This is a genomic window from Sphingobium sp. MI1205 (assembly GCF_001563285.1).
GTDB lineage: Bacteria > Pseudomonadota > Alphaproteobacteria > Sphingomonadales > Sphingomonadaceae > Sphingobium.
Genome location: NZ_CP005188.1, coordinates 128,496 through 142,949 on the forward strand (window position 1 = coordinate 128,496; position 14,454 = coordinate 142,949).

Consider the following 14,454-nt stretch of genomic DNA (forward strand, 5'->3'; position numbering starts at 1 on the left):
TCATGATGACCCGGCGGCATCTTCTTCTGAACGGCGCCATTTGCGGTGTGGCGGCGCTGGCCTTCTGGCGGCTGGGCGTGGAAGATGCCGAGGCTGCCTATCCTGTCGCCCTCACCGACGCCCAGTGGCGCAGTCGGCTCAGCCCACTCGCCTATCAGGTGCTGCGGAAACATGCGACGGAACGGCCCTTTACCAGTCCGCTGAACAAGGAACATCGCGCAGGCACTTTCCAATGCGCGGGCTGTGCGCATCCTCTGTTCGCATCAAAGACAAAATTCGATAGCGGCACCGGATGGCCCAGCTTCTGGGCGCCTCTGCCACGCGCCGTTGGAACGTCGCGCGACTTTGCCCTGGGCTATCCCAGGACGGAGGTGCATTGCGCCCGCTGTGGCGGTCATCTCGGCCATGTGTTCGACGATGGCCCTCGGCCGACTGGCAAGCGCTATTGCATGAACGGCGCGGCGCTCAGTTTTGCTGCAACCTGACCTGATAAACGCGCAGGGATTTCGCGCCGCGTAGGGCGACCGGTTTCAGCCATTCGGGCTGCTTCCCGCGATCCAGCATGGCGGCCAGACTGCCCTCATGCTCCTTTGAATAATGCCGGAATTCATTAAGGCCGGCGCAGGCGATCAGATAATCGGGGCCTTTACCCCCGTTCAGCGCGGTCAGGATCGTGCGCGCCTGTGCTGGCGGGGCAGTGAAGCCTTCGACCACGGCGGTGATCCCGGCGGCATTGCGATGATGGGCCGTGCCGATCACCTTGTGCCGGGTGCGGACCAATATGTCCGGCCCTATGTCCAGTGGGGCAAAAAGCGTCGACGGCGGCAGTTGACGCAGCGATGTGAGCGCCTCTGGCGTCCGGCAGTCGTTGGCGACGGTCGGCGTTTCGTCTTTACCTTTGTCCAGCGCTGCCATCGCCGCGATCCAGATCGCGCATAAAGCCGCCGGGGTAAGCAGGGCGACAGCCGATGAGGCGAACACGCGCACCACGGTCGCCGATTGCTGCTGCGCGCGCCGGAAAAGCTGCAGGATCAGCCAGCCGATCCCCGGCAGGGCGAAAACATGCGCGACCGACATCGCCCGCATCACCAACAGGGCAACGATGGTTGCGCCCGTCAGCAGCAGCGCCACCATGAGCCAGCGATCGCGAACCTGCGCCATGGCGGCGTTGCGCGCGGCGAGTATCGAACCGGCCAGTCCCGCGACGGGGGGGATGAGGATCAGGCCCGCCATCGACCGGCCCTGCTCCCATATCGGCCGCCCCTCCATCACATGAAGATACCAGAGCTTGTAGGCGACCGGCCCCAGCGCCTGAAACGGATCGCCGGTCAGGCAGGCGCGGCCCGTCACGACGAACAGCGCTGCTGCCGCGCCTCCGCTCAGGCCCGCCGCCAGAAAACGTCCCCTGGCCGAAGAGGCGGGGGTGAAATGAAAAGCGATGGGCGTCGCCACTGCAAAGGCCAGCAGCGGCCAGACATAGGCTGCCGAAAGCGCGTCGCACTGCGCCTGCATCAATGGGCCGAAACCACGCAGCAGCGCCAGCAAGAGAAATGCCGCACCGCCCAGGGTGGCGGCATAGGCGACGAACCGCGCCGTTTCACGCCGATCCAGCCATTGCCGGAGCGCCAACGCCGCCGCGAACAATGCCGCATAGGGCAGCCCTTCGCTCGAAATCTGCAACCAGATCGCGATGGCCGCGCCAGCAACGACACCTCCACGCGCCGGACGCGGATCCATCGCACCCGCGAGCGCGATGGTCGCCATCAGGATCTGCCATCCATGATGATCGATGCGCAGAGGGCCGTATTGCACGAGGATGGTCGGTGTGGTCAGAAGCAGCAGCGGCGCGATCATGGCCACCGGCCTGCCCGCGATCCGATCGCTCGCAACATGAAGTACCCAGACCAGACAGCCCAGCAGCAGCAGCGGAACGACCGAACAGGCGATGACCTCCGCCATGCTCGCGCCCACCATGGGGTGCAGGAGCAGGATCAAGGCCGCTATCGGCATATCGACGATCCGCGACCAGTGCATGGGTCCACCGGTCGGCGGGCTCACCCGATGCTGGCTGACGTCCAGAAAAGGCTGGCCGCCAATCCAGTCGCGCACCTGTTGCAGCCGCATGGCGTCGTCGGGATCGCGAAATCCAAGCACGGTCAGCTGACCACGCGAGAGCCACAGCAAAATGACGGAACACAGGATCCACGCCGGAATGAGCCAGCGGGGATGCAGTGATACCTTCACGCTCAGATCCCGTGTCAGGCCCGACCGCGCGTCAGGCAACGGCGAAGACGCCATATTTCCGGATCGCATAGACCGTCAGGAAGCTCACCGGAATGGCAAGGAGCTTGGCAAGCGCTGGCGCAAGTCCCGCAACGCCGAGCGCGCTGACCAGCCCGGTAGTGATGCCCAGACCAACCGCGGCGCTCACCGCAAAGCCCAGCCGCTGCCCATGCGTGGGCCGCCGGGCCGAAGTGAAGACGAAGCGTATGCTGATCATCCAGTGCAGCAAAAGCCCGCCGACATAGCCGACAGCAGCAGCAGCAGCAGGCGGCACATCCATCCTCAGCAGGGCCAGGAACAGCAGCATGTCGCCCGACAAGGCACACAGGCTTGCCAGCAGGTAGCGTATGAAAGTGAAGCGCGCGGTGATCGCGCCAGCCAGACTGCCGATGCTGAAAGATGCCATCGCCGCGCCTTTACGCGGCCTTCAGACGGCTGGGCACCAGGCGCAGGCTGCCGAGCGCAGCCTTCTGGCCCATGGCTTCCTCGCCCTCTTCGCCCGCCTCATGATATTCGGCGTCTTCATTGACAGCCCATATGTCGAACAGGCGCTGGCCTGCTTCGATGTTGCGCACCGTCAGCATCGCCGTCATCATTGCATGATCCTGATTATTGTAGCGATGCATGCCGTTGCGGCCGACCAGATGCAGGCTGGGATAAAGCTGTTCCAACTCGCTCCGCATCGCCAGCACATTGGCGGCATATTCGTCGTCATAGACGGGATAGGCCTTTTCCTGACGAACCACGGCGCCACCAACAACGTCATTGGGATCGCAAAGGCCCAATATGGCCATCTCGCGCTTGGCAAGCGCGATCAATTCATCATCGCTGGCCGACCAGAGGCCGTCGCCTTCGAAGCAGAAATATTCAAGGCCCACGCAGGCAAGCGACGGATCGGGCACCATTTCCGGGGACCAGCTGCGGAAATTCTGGATGCGGCCGACCTGCACCTTTGAATCATGGATGTAGATCCAGTTGTCGGGAAACAGGTCGTCGGACCGGATCATCAGCGCCACGGTCAGGAAGTCGCGATATTTTAGCTCCATCGCGCTGCCCAGTGTCGCGGGCAGGGGATGGATGCGGCCTGCCAGTTCGCGCATGGGGGCGGAACTGATGACATGCGCGGCCTTCAGCAGCACGTCGCCGTCCGGGCCTTGGGCAACCATCTGCCACTGGCCGGTCGTGTCGTCGCGTGCAATCTGCTTCAGGCTGTGCGCCATCAGCACCTTGTTGCCGCCTGCCACCACCGAATCGCGCGCGGCTTCCCACATCATGCCGGGGCCTAGGCGTGGATAGCGGAAGCTTTCCAGCAGCGTCTTCGTTTCCATGCCGTCATTGGGCCGCTTGTTAAGGCCCAGCGACCGTTTCAATCCATCCTTCACCGCGCCCCAGAGCGACAGACCCTTGATCCGCTGGGCGGCCCAGTCGGCGGACATCTCATCGCAGGGCATGCCCCACACCTTTTCGGTGTAGGTCTTGAAGAAAATGGAGAATAGCTTGTGCCCGAAGGCGTTCACCGTCCAATCCTGGAAGGAGCGGACGTTGCGATTGGGCATCAGCCGGGCTTTTGCGAAACTCGCCATGCAAAGCGTCGAACGCCACACGCCCAGGTTCCACAGCGCCTCGAACGCGCGCAGCGGATAGCTGTAGAATTTGCCTTCATAATAGATACGGCTCATGCGCGGCCGCTGGATGAAATCGTCGGGCAGGATCTCGTTCCAGAGATCGACCACCTCTTTCGATTTGGAAAAGAACCGGTGCCCGCCAATGTCGAAGCGGAAGCCGTTCAGTTCGACTGTGCGGCTGATGCCGCCGACATAGATGGGATCCTTTTCGATGACGGTGACCGAAAAGCCCTTCTTCGTGAGAAGATAGGCAGCAGTCAGCCCCGCCGGACCTGCGCCGATGATGGCGACGTCCACATTCTCGTCGATATCCGGCATTCAATGCCCCCCGATAGGCTAGCTTCTACCATCGGGAGTGAAGGAAATCATCTAAGGAATGGTTAACGAAGGGGTAAGCATGACGGGGCCGTGCAATGGCGGCCCCGCCTGCATGCGCCAAAGCAGATCAGCCCTGGCGTTGTGCCTGCACAAGTGCGTCAAGGTCGCCGCGCGCACCGTCGAGCGCAGCGCCGTAGCAGTTGCGGAATTCGCGGGTCGGCTGCTGGATTGAACCGTTCATCCAACCGCACACTTCCTTGGCGGCGCGGTTGATGCGCGAATCGGCAAGGCGTGCTCCACGGGTGCTGGCCAGGTTGAGATCGGCCACCGACACGGTGATGCTGCGCGTCTCGGTGCCCGAACGGCCATCGACGATCACATCCATGTCGTTGCTGAGCGCCAATGCCGAGGCGGGTAGGGCGAAGGTCATCGCGGCGGCGAGCGCCACCATCGTCTTTCTGGTCATCCTAAAAGTCTCCTGCGAACATTAAAGGCTTGCCCCACGACTGCGTGGACATAGGGTCAGGCGGGAAAATAGGGTGCGTGCAGGCAGATGGAAAGATGCCAATCCACAGAAAGTGGCTGAAAACTGCGATTTTTGCGGTTGCGAAAGGAATGATGCTCCCTTCGCACGCGCAATGCAGGATCAGTGGCGGAAGTGGCGCATTCCGGTGAATACCATGGCAAGGCCTGCTTCATCCGCCGCGGCGATGACCTCTTCATCGCGGATGGAACCGCCCGGCTGGATCACCGCCGTGGCGCCTGCCTCCACTGCGGCCAGCAGCCCGTCGGCGAAGGGGAAGAAGGCGTCGGATGCAACCGCAGACCCGATGGTGCGCGCTTCGCTCCAGCCCGCCTTCTCGGCGGCATCCCTGGCCTTCCACGCAGCGATGCGCGCGGATTCCAGGCGGTTCATCTGCCCCGCGCCGATGCCGGCAGTGCTGCCGCCCTTGGCATAGACGATGGCATTGGATTTCACATGCTTGGCGACGGTCCAGGCGAACAGGCAGTCGGTCAATTCCTGGTCGCTCGGCGCACGCTTGGTCACCACCTTCAACTGATCGCCCGTCACGCGGCCATTGTCGCGGCCCTGCACCAGCAAGCCGCCCGCAATGCTCTTGATCTGCAAACCGTCGCGGGCCGGGTCAGGCAGATCGCCGGTCAGCAGCAGGCGCAGGTTCTTCTTTTTGGCAAAGATCGCCTTGGCCGCGTCATCGGCGTCGGGCGCGGCGACGACTTCGGTGAAGATGCCGCTGATGGCGTCGGCGGTCGGCCCGTCCAGCGGGCGGTTGACCGCGATGATGCCGCCGAACGCCGACACGCTGTCGCATGCAAGCGCGGCTTCATAGGCTTCGATCAGCGTGTCGCCGGTCGCCACACCGCAGGGATTGGCGTGCTTCACGATCACCACGGTCGGCGGGCCGTCGCGGAATTCGCTGACCAGCTCCAGCGCGGCGTCGGCATCGTTGTAGTTGTTGTAGCTCAGTTCCTTGCCCTGCACCTGACGCGCCTGTGCGATGCCGTTGGCAGAAGGGCCAACGGGCAAGTAGAGCGCCGCCGACTGGTGCGGATTCTCGCCGTAGCGCAGTGTCGATCCCAGCTTGCTGGAAACCGACAGGCTTTCCGGGAACTGCACGCCCTGATCGGCGAAGGCGAACCAGCTGGCGATCATCGAATCATAGGCGGCGGTGGCGGCATAGGCCTTGGCCGCCAGCATGCGGCGGAAATCATAGCTGGTCGCGCCGCCCTTTTCCGCCATTTCCGCGATCAGGCGGGCATAGTCGGCCGGGTCGGTGACGATCGCGACGCTTTCATGATTTTTTGCGGCCGAACGGACCATGGACGGCCCGCCGATATCGATATTCTCGATGATCTCCTCGCGCTCCGCGCCCTTGGCGACCGTCGCGGCGAAGGGATAGAGGTTGACGACGACAAGGTCGATCGCGCCGATCGCATGCTCCTGCATGGAAGCGACATGCTCTGGATTATCCCGCACGGCCAGCAGCCCGCCATGAACCTTCGGGTGAAGTGTCTTGACGCGGCCGTCCATCATCTCGGGAAATCCGGTGAGGTCGGAAATATCCTTGACCTCCAGACCCGCTTCCCGCAGCGCCTTGGCAGTCCCGCCGGTCGATACCAGCTCGACGCCATGCCGGCCCAGCGCCTGCCCCAGTTCGATAAGGCCGGATTTGTCCGACACGGAAAGAAGGGCGCGCTTGATGGAGACGTCGGTCATGGATGGTCCTGTGTGCTGCGATGGCTTGCCGCGCCCTTAATCCTGCTGGGCGGATGCGGCAAGCGATAGGAATGGGCGGGCAGTCGACGGTTGGGGGCTATCCCATCCGCTTGAACAGCCAACCGACCGTCGAACCGCCGGGCAACGCCTCCGCGGAGATGACGAGCTGTCGGCTTTCATGGGGCCGCCCTTCGCTATCCACCCAAAGGCTTTCCTCGATCGCCAGCTTCCCCATATTGGCGCGGAACTGCCATATCGCGCCCATCTCGATGCGCAGCAGCGCGCCCATGCCGTCGGCGGTGGCGGTAGGCTCGACGCCGGGCGCCAGGTGGAAACGCAGCTGCGCGGGTAGCTTGACCGGCTTGCGGCGGCGTGACGCAGGCGTCAGCATGTCCTCGCCCCGGATTTCCTTGCCATCGCCGCTGACCAGCAACAGTCGGCGGTGGACATAGCCCAAGCGCCGGACATAGCCGTCATGGCTGATTTCTATGCGGCTGCCGCTTTCCTGCTCCTGCCGGTGCAGCTCAACCTCGGTCACGCCCCGTCCCAATGTGCCGTCCGGCAGCAGGGCCGTGGAGTTGCTGTCGTCCAGCACCAATGTGCTGTGCGCTGCGGTAGTACGCAGCGCCTGCGCCAGTCCGTCGGGCATCCATGCGCCGCTCAGCGCTGCGCCGCCGCAATTGACGATCAGCCGCTGCGGCCCGTCGCTGATCTCGATCGCGGTGGTGGAGGCGCATCCGGCATCAGCCAGCCTCGCCACAGGCGGGGGGGCGGCATCGACCTGAACGATGGTCGATCCGGCGACCAGCCGCTGATAGCCCCAGTCGCTCGCTTGCCGTAGCGGGCGAGCGCGGACCCGGCTGGCGCGGACGACCGCTTCGATGGTGGCGGGATCAATGGCGCCAGCACCCTGCCAGCTGCCAAGCCCGCCATCGCCGTGCGAAAGCCCCAGCAACGCCGGAACCATCCGGCCCAGCGCTTCCGTGATGAAAGGGGGCACCTGTTCGCGGCGCACATCATAAACCGCGCGCACCATGGCGAGCAGCATGATGGCGTCCAGCTGGTCCAGCGGCGATCGCGACACGATGCCGCCATCGCCATGAACCGCGTTCTCGATCGCGCGCTTCAGGCCAGCTTCGCCGAAAATCTTGCGTGCAGCGCCGCCCGGCAACAGCATCGACGCTGCAACGATCCCGCCCCATGCGACCAGGCGCGGCAGGCCAAGCGGCGCCTTGTCCGCCCCGCGATCAAGGTGGCGTGCGGTGCGCGCGATGCAGTTGAGCACCAGCGATCGATAGACGAGATCGCTCGAAGACAGGATGAAGGGCGCGTGGGCCGACCAGAAGAGCAGCCGCCAGCCCGCATTGTCGGCCCGCCAGGCAGGCTCGCTCGGCGTGTCGGAATGCACCTCCAGCCATTTGCGCAGCACCGCCTCGGCGATCGGCGCCCCTTGCTCGCGCGTCGCCGCGCAAGCCAGATCCCGTAGCCAGGCGAAGCTATGCAGGTAATCCGCGAAGGCGGGGATCATCGTCATCCGCTCGAAACTCAGCGTCCCGACCGGCTGTTTCAGCCCGCGAAAGAGGAAGTAACCGGCCCGGATCGCCTGCCCGGCCTTGGGATCGCCGGGGATCTCATCATCCGGCACGGCCAGCAGCTTCAGCGGATATTTGCCCTTGAGCCGCCGCCCATGGATCGGCGTCTTCCAGCTCATCAGGTAAAAGCGGTTGGCGATCCGTTCCGCCAGCGACAGGCCCTTGTCATCCGCCACGCGGATGAGCCGCTTGCCCTGCTCGATTTCATCGTCGGCGGGTTCTGATCCGGCCGAATCGGGGATCGAGGGGCGAGGGATGCGCCTCCTGTCGCTCACCCGCCCTTGAGCTTCCTGATATTGTCCGCATAGGCCGCAGGGCCGCCGCGGAATGTGGCCGTGCCCGCGACCAGCACGTCCGCGCCCGCTTCGATCGCGCGGGGGGCGGTGTTGAAGTCGATGCCGCCATCAACCTGCAGGCGAATGTCGCGCCCGCTCTTGTCGATCATCTTGCGAATGGCCTCGATCTTGCGCAGCTGGTTTTCAATGAAGCTCTGCCCGCCGAAACCCGGATTGACGCTCATCACCAGTATCAGGTCGACATCATCGATCAGATAATCGAGCATCTTGGCCGGGGTGCCGGGGTTCAGCACCACGCCCGCCTGCACGCCCAGCGACTTGATATACTGGATCGAACGATGGATGTGCGGTCCAGCCTCGGGGTGGACGGTCAGGATATCGGCGCCCGCCTGCGCGAAGGCATCGAGATACTGATCCACCGGCGAAATCATCAGGTGGACGTCGAACGGCTTCTTGCTGTGTGGGCGCAACGCCTTCACCACGGCTGGTCCGATGGTGATGTTGGGGACGAAATGGCCGTCCATCACATCGATATGGATCCAGTCGCAGCCGGCCTCGTCGATGGCGCGAACCTCCTCGCCCAGGCGGGCGAAGTCGGCGGACAGGATGGAGGGCGAGATAAGGATCGGACTGGTCATCAACAGTCGGCTCTAGCCGCGCCTCGGGGCTAGGGCAACGCTCCATTTGAACCTTATCCACAGGGATTTTTGGGCCGGGGCGCTCGCGCCGTCAGGGCAGGGTGAATATGGTCGGGTCCAGCCCGCGCGACGCCAGCGATCCGCGTGGCAGGAACTGCTTGGCCCCATGAAGCGCGACAACCCGCGCGCCCTTCAGAATCGGCGCGGCGATCAGGCGCATGGTGCATTCGCCGCCGTCAAGCGGCCGGATATCGACATCCAGCGTAAATCCGCGGCGATGACGGATGGCATAGGCGCGCAGTCGCTCCATCGCCTCGCGTGAATCCGGCGCATAAAGCGAAACGGCCAGTTGCCGCGGCACGATCATGTCCCGGTCGATCCCGAACAGGTCATAGACGCCACTGGTCCACGACAGGCTATCATCGCCAAGGTCGCAATACCACAGCCCAAGGCCGCGCTCCGCCAGCGCTTCGTCATCGCGCGCCGTGCGCTCGTCCAGCGTTACGGAAGCCAGATGCCGATACAGATCGCTCAGCGGCCAGCTGTGATGCAGGGGAAGAGGCTCGATCGGGCGCACGCGAAACCTTTCTGGCGACTGGCCAAAGTCTAGGATTATCCCGGCGCGCGGGCAAGCCGTGCGATGAAAAAGCCATCTGCGCCGCCTTTGTCCGCCAGCGTGTCCGGTAGCGTCCGCAGCCAGCCTTCCGCGCATGGCGCTATGCGGTCGGGCAGTTCGGCCTGCTGTGCGGGTTGGAGAGCGAAGTCGGCATGCTCCTCCAAAAAGGCGCGCACCTGATCTTCACCTTCCGCCTGTTCCAGCGAACATGTGGCGTAGACCAGAGTGCCGCCCGGTTTCAGCCATCCGGCAACGCGCCCCAGCAATTCGGCCTGCAGCGCCGCAAGCTCGTCGATCTGGCGCGGGCCGATGCGATGCAGCACGTCTGGATGGCGGCGGTAGATGCCGGTGGCGGTGCACGGCGCATCGAGCAGAATGGCATCGACGGGAGCGGGGGGCTCCCATTGTCGCAGGTCGGCCGCAACGATGGCGGCGGGAAGACCGGTCCGCGTCAGATTGTCGCTCAGCCGCTCCAGCCGTTTCTTCGACTGATCGACCGCCGTCACCTGCCATCCGGCGGCGGCAAGCTGCATCGTCTTGCCCCCTGGTGCGGCGCACAGGTCGAGCACGGTGCGGCCTTCGCCTGCGCCCAGCAGCCGCGCCGGGCAGGACGCGGCGAGATCCTGAACCCACCAGGCGCCCTCGGCAAAACCGGGTAGTTCGGTGATGACGGTCTGGCCGGGCAGGCGGACATGGCCTGGCGCGAAGCTTTCGCCGCCCAGCTTTTCCGCCCATGATTGCGTCTCGCTCGCGTCGCGCAGGCTGAGATCGACGGGTGGACGCACGGCATAGGCATGCGCGGCGGCTTTCGGCATGGCCTCGCCCCATTGTGCCGCCCAGCGCGCGGCGACGGTGTCGGGCAGGGCAGGCGGATCGGGCAGGACCGGCTCGGCGCGGGTGACGGTGCCGAAAACCCCGTGAACCAGCTTGCGCGGACCGCCATCGACCAGCGGCAGCGCAGTGGCGATCGCGGCATGGGGCGCGGTGCCGAGCGCCAGCACCTGGATCAGCGCGATGCGAAGGACCATGCGCGCCTTGGCGTCGTCAGGCAGCGGCTGCTTCGTCGCACCGTCGATCAGTGCGTCGAGATCGGGCAGGTGCCGCAGCGTTTCGGCGGCGATCGCATGGACCAGCGCGCGGTCAGCGGGGGGCAGGCCCTGCGCCGCGCCGTGCAGCGCCAGTTCAAGCGGATCGCCCCGCCGCAGCACAGCGTCGAGCAGGCGCAGCGCAGCCCGGCGCGCGGGAAGGCCGGGGACGTCTTCGGGTTTGGAATGGCGGGCCATCAGCCGCGCCTAGGCCATATCTGACCGAAATGTAACCACCGATCGGGCTTGGGCCCGGACTCCAGGACGCCCCATTGGTTGCAGTATATGCGTCAGTCCCGACGCAGCGGGTCCAGCGCGCTCGATTTGCGCGGCTTGGCCGCGACCATCGAAGGCCGTACCGGATTCAACGCCGACACCGGTACGCCAGCCGTTCCCGTCATCGCCTCCAGCGCCGCAATGCGCTTTTCCGTCGCCGGATGGGTTGAGAAGAGTTCGCTGACATGCACCGGTACGATGTAAAGCTGTGCCGCGGCGGGATTGCGTTCGGCAACCGGATTGGGGATCATCTCCGCCTTGCCGGAAATCTTGGCGAGCGCGGACGCGAGCGCACGGGGATTGCCGCTGATCTGCGCGCCTGCGGCATCCGCGCCATATTCGCGCGTACGGCTGATCGCCATCTGCACGATCATCGCCGCAAAGGGCGCGACGATGACGGCCAGCAGCGTCGCGGCGATATTGCCATGGCCGTTTTCCTGGTTGCCGCCGCGAAAGAACAGGCCGAAATTGGCGAGCATCGAAATGGCGCCGGCAATCGTTGCGACCATGGTCATGATCAATGTATCGCGGTTTTTCACATGGGCCAGTTCATGCGCCATGACCCCCGCCACTTCCTCGCGGGTCAGCATCGACAGCAGGCCGGTCGTGGCGGCAACGGCGGCATGTTCGGGATCGCGGCCAGTGGCGAAGGCGTTGGGGTGCGGCTCGTCGATCAGGTAGACGCGCGGCATGGGCAGGCGCGCCCGCTGGGCAAGATCACGGACCAGGCCGTAATATTCCGGCGCGCTCTGTGCATCCACTTCCCGCGCATTGTGCATGGACAGAACGATTTTGTCGGCGTTCCAGAAGGTGAAGAGGTTCATCCCCGCCGCGACCAGCAGTGCGATGAACGCGCCCCCGCTGCCACCCAGGGTGTAACCCAACGCCATGAACAGCGCCGTCAGCGCGGACAACAGCATCACCGTCTTGAAACCGCTCACTTGTCTTCCACTCCTTCGCAGCCCAGATAGCGGGCTGCGCATGAATATGCGATTGCTTGCGCGGCACTGCAATTGAAAGGCTTGGGACATGGGAACATTCAACGGCAAGCGTCCGGCGCATGTGAAGCCGCCTGAGCATCTTTCAAAAAGCCCTCCGGTCCCCCAGCCCGATCCTATCGACCACCCTTCGCGGCATGAGGAGGAACTCAGCCCGGTTCGCTATGGAGACTGGGAACGCAAGGGAATCGCTATCGATTTTTGAACCGGGCCTTTGACGCGCCATCGGTTCATCGCTGATTTTGCACGGCTTCCGCTGGCCTGTGCCCCGGTTGCGGGGGGTGCGACCGCCCGACTCTAGCCTTCACTGCCTTCTTCCGTGCAGGATTCGCCTGGGCAGAGGGAAAAAAGAGCCGGGGTGGGTCGTGAATCATATAGCCGAGATAAAAGTGAGGGCGGTGTCTGATTATGCGCCGGAAGATGCGGCGCTGCTATGTTCCGTGGGTCGTCTGGTCTGTGCCTGGACGATGCTGGAGCAAAGCCTGGAGGCGAAGATCGCCATGATGCGGGAAGCCATGGGTGACGTGCGAACCGTCGGCACCCGGATGCGCCCCACCATGGCGAAACTGATGACCGAACTTCGCACGATCGTGGCGATGCGCGACAAGCGTAACGCCAGCGCGCTGAAGGAGATTTCGGATATCGAGCGACACATGCAGAGGATCGATCGCTTCCGATCGCTCATTATTTGCGGCTTTCAGCAGCCCGCGCCCGGCGGATTCACTTGCCGCGATGCGCGGAACAATCATACGCATGTCTCGCTTGATCACCTCGATGCGGAGATCGCTTCGCTCGAAACGGTGGCGCAGCGCCTGCTGGCCGTCTGACCGGGCGAGGTAATCCTCCCGCTATGCTTGACCTTTTCGGCGTGGACGGCAAAGCCTGTCCGCGCGCTTAGCGAGAATGGAGTACCATGCCTTACAAGCCGATACGTAAAGCCGTGTTCCCTGTTGCAGGGCTCGGCACGCGCTTTCTGCCCGCAACCAAGTCGGTGCCCAAGGAACTGCTGCCCGTCGTCGATCGTCCGCTGATCCAATATGCCGTGGATGAAGCGCGCGAGGCTGGCATCGAGCAGATGATCTTCATCACCGGTCGCGGCAAGGGCGCGATCGAGGATTATTTCGACATGGCCTATGAGGCCGAAGCGACGCAGCGCGAACGCGGCAAGGATCTGTCCGCGCTGGATGGCACGCGGCTTGCCCCTGGCAACGCTGTCTTCCTGCGCCAGCAGGAGCCGCTGGGTCTTGGCCATGCCGTCTGGTGCGCGCGCGACATTGTGGGGGACGAACCCTTCGCCATCCTGCTGCCCGACGAATTCATGAAGGGCGCGCCGGGTCGCGGTTGCCTGAAACAGATGGTCGATGCCTATAATCAGGTCGGCGGCAATCTGGTCTGCGCCCTTGAAGTGCCGATGGCCGACACGCCCAGCTATGGCGTCATTGATCCCGGCAAGCGGGATGGCGCGCTGACGGAGGTGAAGGGGCTGGTCGAAAAGCCTGCGCCGGGCACCGCGCCCTCCAACCTCATCCTGCCGGGCCGCTATATCCTGCAGCCAGAGGTCATGAAGATCCTGGAGACGCAGGAAAAGGGTGCGGGTGGCGAGATCCAGCTGACCGACGCCATGGCGTCGATGATCGGACAGCAGCCGTTCCACGGCGTAACCTTCGACGGACGCCGCTTCGACTGCGGGTCAAAGGCGGGCTATATCGAAGCAAACCTGGCCATCGCGCTGGAGCGTGAGGATCTGGGCGAACATATCCGCCGCTTCGCGACCGCCGAACTGGCCGCGATGGAAATCGCCGCGGCGGCCTGATGACGTCCTGAAAACAAAAAAGCGCCCCGACCTGTGCTTGGGGCGCTTTTTTGTGGGCAGGTCAGTGCCTCAGAACGGCACTTCGTCGTCCAGGTCATTGTCGAAATTCGGCCCGCCAGCGCCGCCACGAGCGCCGCCCGACGGGCGTCCGCCGCTGCTGCCTCCACCAAAGCCGCCGCCGCTGCTGCCGCCAAAATCATCATAATCGCCGCCAGAGCTTGCACCCCAGTCGCTGCCGCCGCCCTGCGACCGTCCGCCGCCCTGGCCGCCACCGCCGCCGCCCGCGCCGTCCAGCATCGTCAGGACCGCGCTCGGCCCCTGCAGCACGACTTCGGTGGTGTAGCGGTCATTACCTGACTGGTCCTGCCACTTGCGGGTCTGCAGCTTGCCCTCGACATAGACTTTGCTGCCCTTGCGCAGATATCGCTCGGCGACGCCCGCCAGACCTTCGGAAAAGATCGCGACGCTGTGCCATTCGGTGCGTTCCTTGCGCTCGCCCGAGTTGCGGTCCTTCCAGCTTTCGGACGTTGCGATGCGGATGTTGCAAACCTTGCCGCCATTCTGGAAGCTGCGGACTTCCGGGTCCGCACCCAGATTGCCCACCAGAATGACCTTGTTGACCGAACCCGCCATAATTCCTCCGATACTTTGGAGGTTCTTATAATCGGCTGGCCTGCG

Annotated in this window: 15 protein-coding genes; 4 read left to right on the forward strand and 11 right to left on the reverse strand. The window is 64.3% G+C overall.

Going from position 1 to position 14,454, the window contains the following annotated elements:
* Positions 1-5: 5 nt before the first annotated feature.
* Complete coding sequence (gene msrB / locus K663_RS00675) at positions 6-485, forward strand: peptide-methionine (R)-S-oxide reductase MsrB (RefSeq protein WP_062120093.1); 480 nt, start codon at positions 6-8, stop codon at positions 483-485.
* Here the strand turns inward: msrB and K663_RS00680 are convergent.
* From K663_RS00680 to htpX, 10 genes are all read right to left on the reverse strand, one after another.
* Positions 466-2,244 carry a hypothetical protein gene (locus K663_RS00680; RefSeq protein ID WP_335339078.1) on the reverse strand — a complete coding sequence of 593 codons (1,779 nt, stop codon included), beginning with the start codon at positions 2,242-2,244 and terminating at the stop codon, positions 466-468. The two genes, msrB and K663_RS00680, sit on opposite strands and share 20 nt — an antisense overlap.
* Before the next feature lie 31 nt (positions 2,245-2,275).
* Positions 2,276-2,689 (reverse strand): GtrA family protein, encoded by a 414-nt coding sequence (locus K663_RS00685; RefSeq protein ID WP_062112847.1) that lies wholly within the window; start codon positions 2,687-2,689, stop codon positions 2,276-2,278.
* Positions 2,690-2,699: 10 nt separating this feature from the next.
* Positions 2,700-4,226 carry an NAD(P)/FAD-dependent oxidoreductase gene (locus K663_RS00690; RefSeq protein ID WP_062112850.1) on the reverse strand — a complete coding sequence of 509 codons (1,527 nt, stop codon included), beginning with the start codon at positions 4,224-4,226 and terminating at the stop codon, positions 2,700-2,702.
* A 127-nt stretch (positions 4,227-4,353) separates the two neighbouring features.
* Complete coding sequence (locus K663_RS00695; protein ID WP_062112853.1) at positions 4,354-4,692, reverse strand: UrcA family protein; 339 nt, start codon at positions 4,690-4,692, stop codon at positions 4,354-4,356.
* A gap of 180 nt (positions 4,693-4,872) precedes the next feature.
* Complete coding sequence (purH, locus tag K663_RS00700) at positions 4,873-6,462, reverse strand: bifunctional phosphoribosylaminoimidazolecarboxamide formyltransferase/IMP cyclohydrolase (protein WP_062112856.1); 1,590 nt, start codon at positions 6,460-6,462, stop codon at positions 4,873-4,875.
* Positions 6,463-6,559: 97 nt separating this feature from the next.
* The gene (locus K663_RS00705) at positions 6,560-8,329 is read right to left on the reverse strand and encodes a heparinase II/III family protein (RefSeq protein WP_062112859.1); all 1,770 of its coding nucleotides are present in this window, start codon (positions 8,327-8,329) and stop codon (positions 6,560-6,562) included.
* Positions 8,326-8,988 (reverse strand): ribulose-phosphate 3-epimerase, encoded by a 663-nt coding sequence (gene rpe, locus K663_RS00710; protein WP_062112863.1) that lies wholly within the window; start codon positions 8,986-8,988, stop codon positions 8,326-8,328. Before rpe ends, K663_RS00705 begins: the two co-directional genes overlap by 4 nt.
* Before the next feature lie 91 nt (positions 8,989-9,079).
* Positions 9,080-9,565, reverse strand: coding sequence for a hypothetical protein (locus K663_RS00715; RefSeq protein ID WP_062112865.1), 486 nt, complete (start codon positions 9,563-9,565; stop codon positions 9,080-9,082).
* 35 nt (positions 9,566-9,600) lie between these two features.
* A complete protein-coding gene (locus tag K663_RS00720; RefSeq protein ID WP_062112868.1) occupies positions 9,601-10,887 on the reverse strand; it encodes an RsmB/NOP family class I SAM-dependent RNA methyltransferase in 1,287 nt (428 codons plus the stop codon).
* A gap of 92 nt (positions 10,888-10,979) precedes the next feature.
* Complete coding sequence (gene htpX / locus K663_RS00725) at positions 10,980-11,885, reverse strand: zinc metalloprotease HtpX (protein WP_062120098.1); 906 nt, start codon at positions 11,883-11,885, stop codon at positions 10,980-10,982.
* Positions 11,886-11,994: 109 nt separating this feature from the next.
* Here htpX and K663_RS23055 point away from each other — a divergent pair, with 109 nt between their 5' ends.
* The 3 genes from K663_RS23055 (at position 11,995) to K663_RS00735 (ending at position 13,776) form a co-directional block, all read left to right on the forward strand.
* Positions 11,995-12,168 (forward strand): DUF1674 domain-containing protein, encoded by a 174-nt coding sequence (locus tag K663_RS23055; protein WP_083535784.1) that lies wholly within the window; start codon positions 11,995-11,997, stop codon positions 12,166-12,168.
* Positions 12,169-12,361: 193 nt separating this feature from the next.
* Complete coding sequence (locus K663_RS00730; RefSeq protein ID WP_062112872.1) at positions 12,362-12,790, forward strand: hypothetical protein; 429 nt, start codon at positions 12,362-12,364, stop codon at positions 12,788-12,790.
* Positions 12,791-12,876: 86 nt separating this feature from the next.
* Positions 12,877-13,776, forward strand: a complete 900-nt coding sequence (locus K663_RS00735; RefSeq protein WP_062112876.1) for a UTP--glucose-1-phosphate uridylyltransferase — start codon at positions 12,877-12,879, stop codon at positions 13,774-13,776.
* Between the two features lie 69 nt (positions 13,777-13,845).
* On the opposite strand, the gene ssb is transcribed toward K663_RS00735, so the two are convergent.
* A complete protein-coding gene (gene ssb, locus K663_RS00740) occupies positions 13,846-14,409 on the reverse strand; it encodes a single-stranded DNA-binding protein (RefSeq protein WP_062112879.1) in 564 nt (187 codons plus the stop codon).
* Positions 14,410-14,454: the final 45 nt, after the last annotated feature.

Excerpts from the sequence above, each read along its gene's own strand:
- msrB (WP_062120093.1), top strand. The coding sequence starts at position 6 with ATGACCCGGCGGCATCTTCTTCTGAACGGCGCCATTTGCGGTGTGGCG.
- K663_RS00685 (WP_062112847.1), bottom strand. The coding sequence starts at position 2,689 with ATGGCATCTTTCAGCATCGGCAGTCTGGCTGGCGCGATCACCGCGCGC.
- K663_RS00690 (WP_062112850.1), bottom strand. The coding sequence starts at position 4,226 with ATGCCGGATATCGACGAGAATGTGGACGTCGCCATCATCGGCGCAGGT.
- K663_RS00695 (WP_062112853.1), bottom strand. The coding sequence starts at position 4,692 with ATGACCAGAAAGACGATGGTGGCGCTCGCCGCCGCGATGACCTTCGCC.
- purH (WP_062112856.1), bottom strand. The coding sequence starts at position 6,462 with ATGACCGACGTCTCCATCAAGCGCGCCCTTCTTTCCGTGTCGGACAAA.
- rpe (WP_062112863.1), bottom strand. The coding sequence starts at position 8,988 with ATGACCAGTCCGATCCTTATCTCGCCCTCCATCCTGTCCGCCGACTTC.
- K663_RS00720 (WP_062112868.1), bottom strand. The coding sequence starts at position 10,887 with ATGGCCCGCCATTCCAAACCCGAAGACGTCCCCGGCCTTCCCGCGCGC.
- htpX (WP_062120098.1), bottom strand. The coding sequence starts at position 11,885 with ATGCTGTTGTCCGCGCTGACGGCGCTGTTCATGGCGTTGGGTTACACC.
- K663_RS23055 (WP_083535784.1), top strand. The coding sequence starts at position 11,995 with ATGGGAACATTCAACGGCAAGCGTCCGGCGCATGTGAAGCCGCCTGAG.
- K663_RS00735 (WP_062112876.1), top strand. The coding sequence starts at position 12,877 with ATGCCTTACAAGCCGATACGTAAAGCCGTGTTCCCTGTTGCAGGGCTC.
- ssb (WP_062112879.1), bottom strand. The coding sequence starts at position 14,409 with ATGGCGGGTTCGGTCAACAAGGTCATTCTGGTGGGCAATCTGGGTGCG.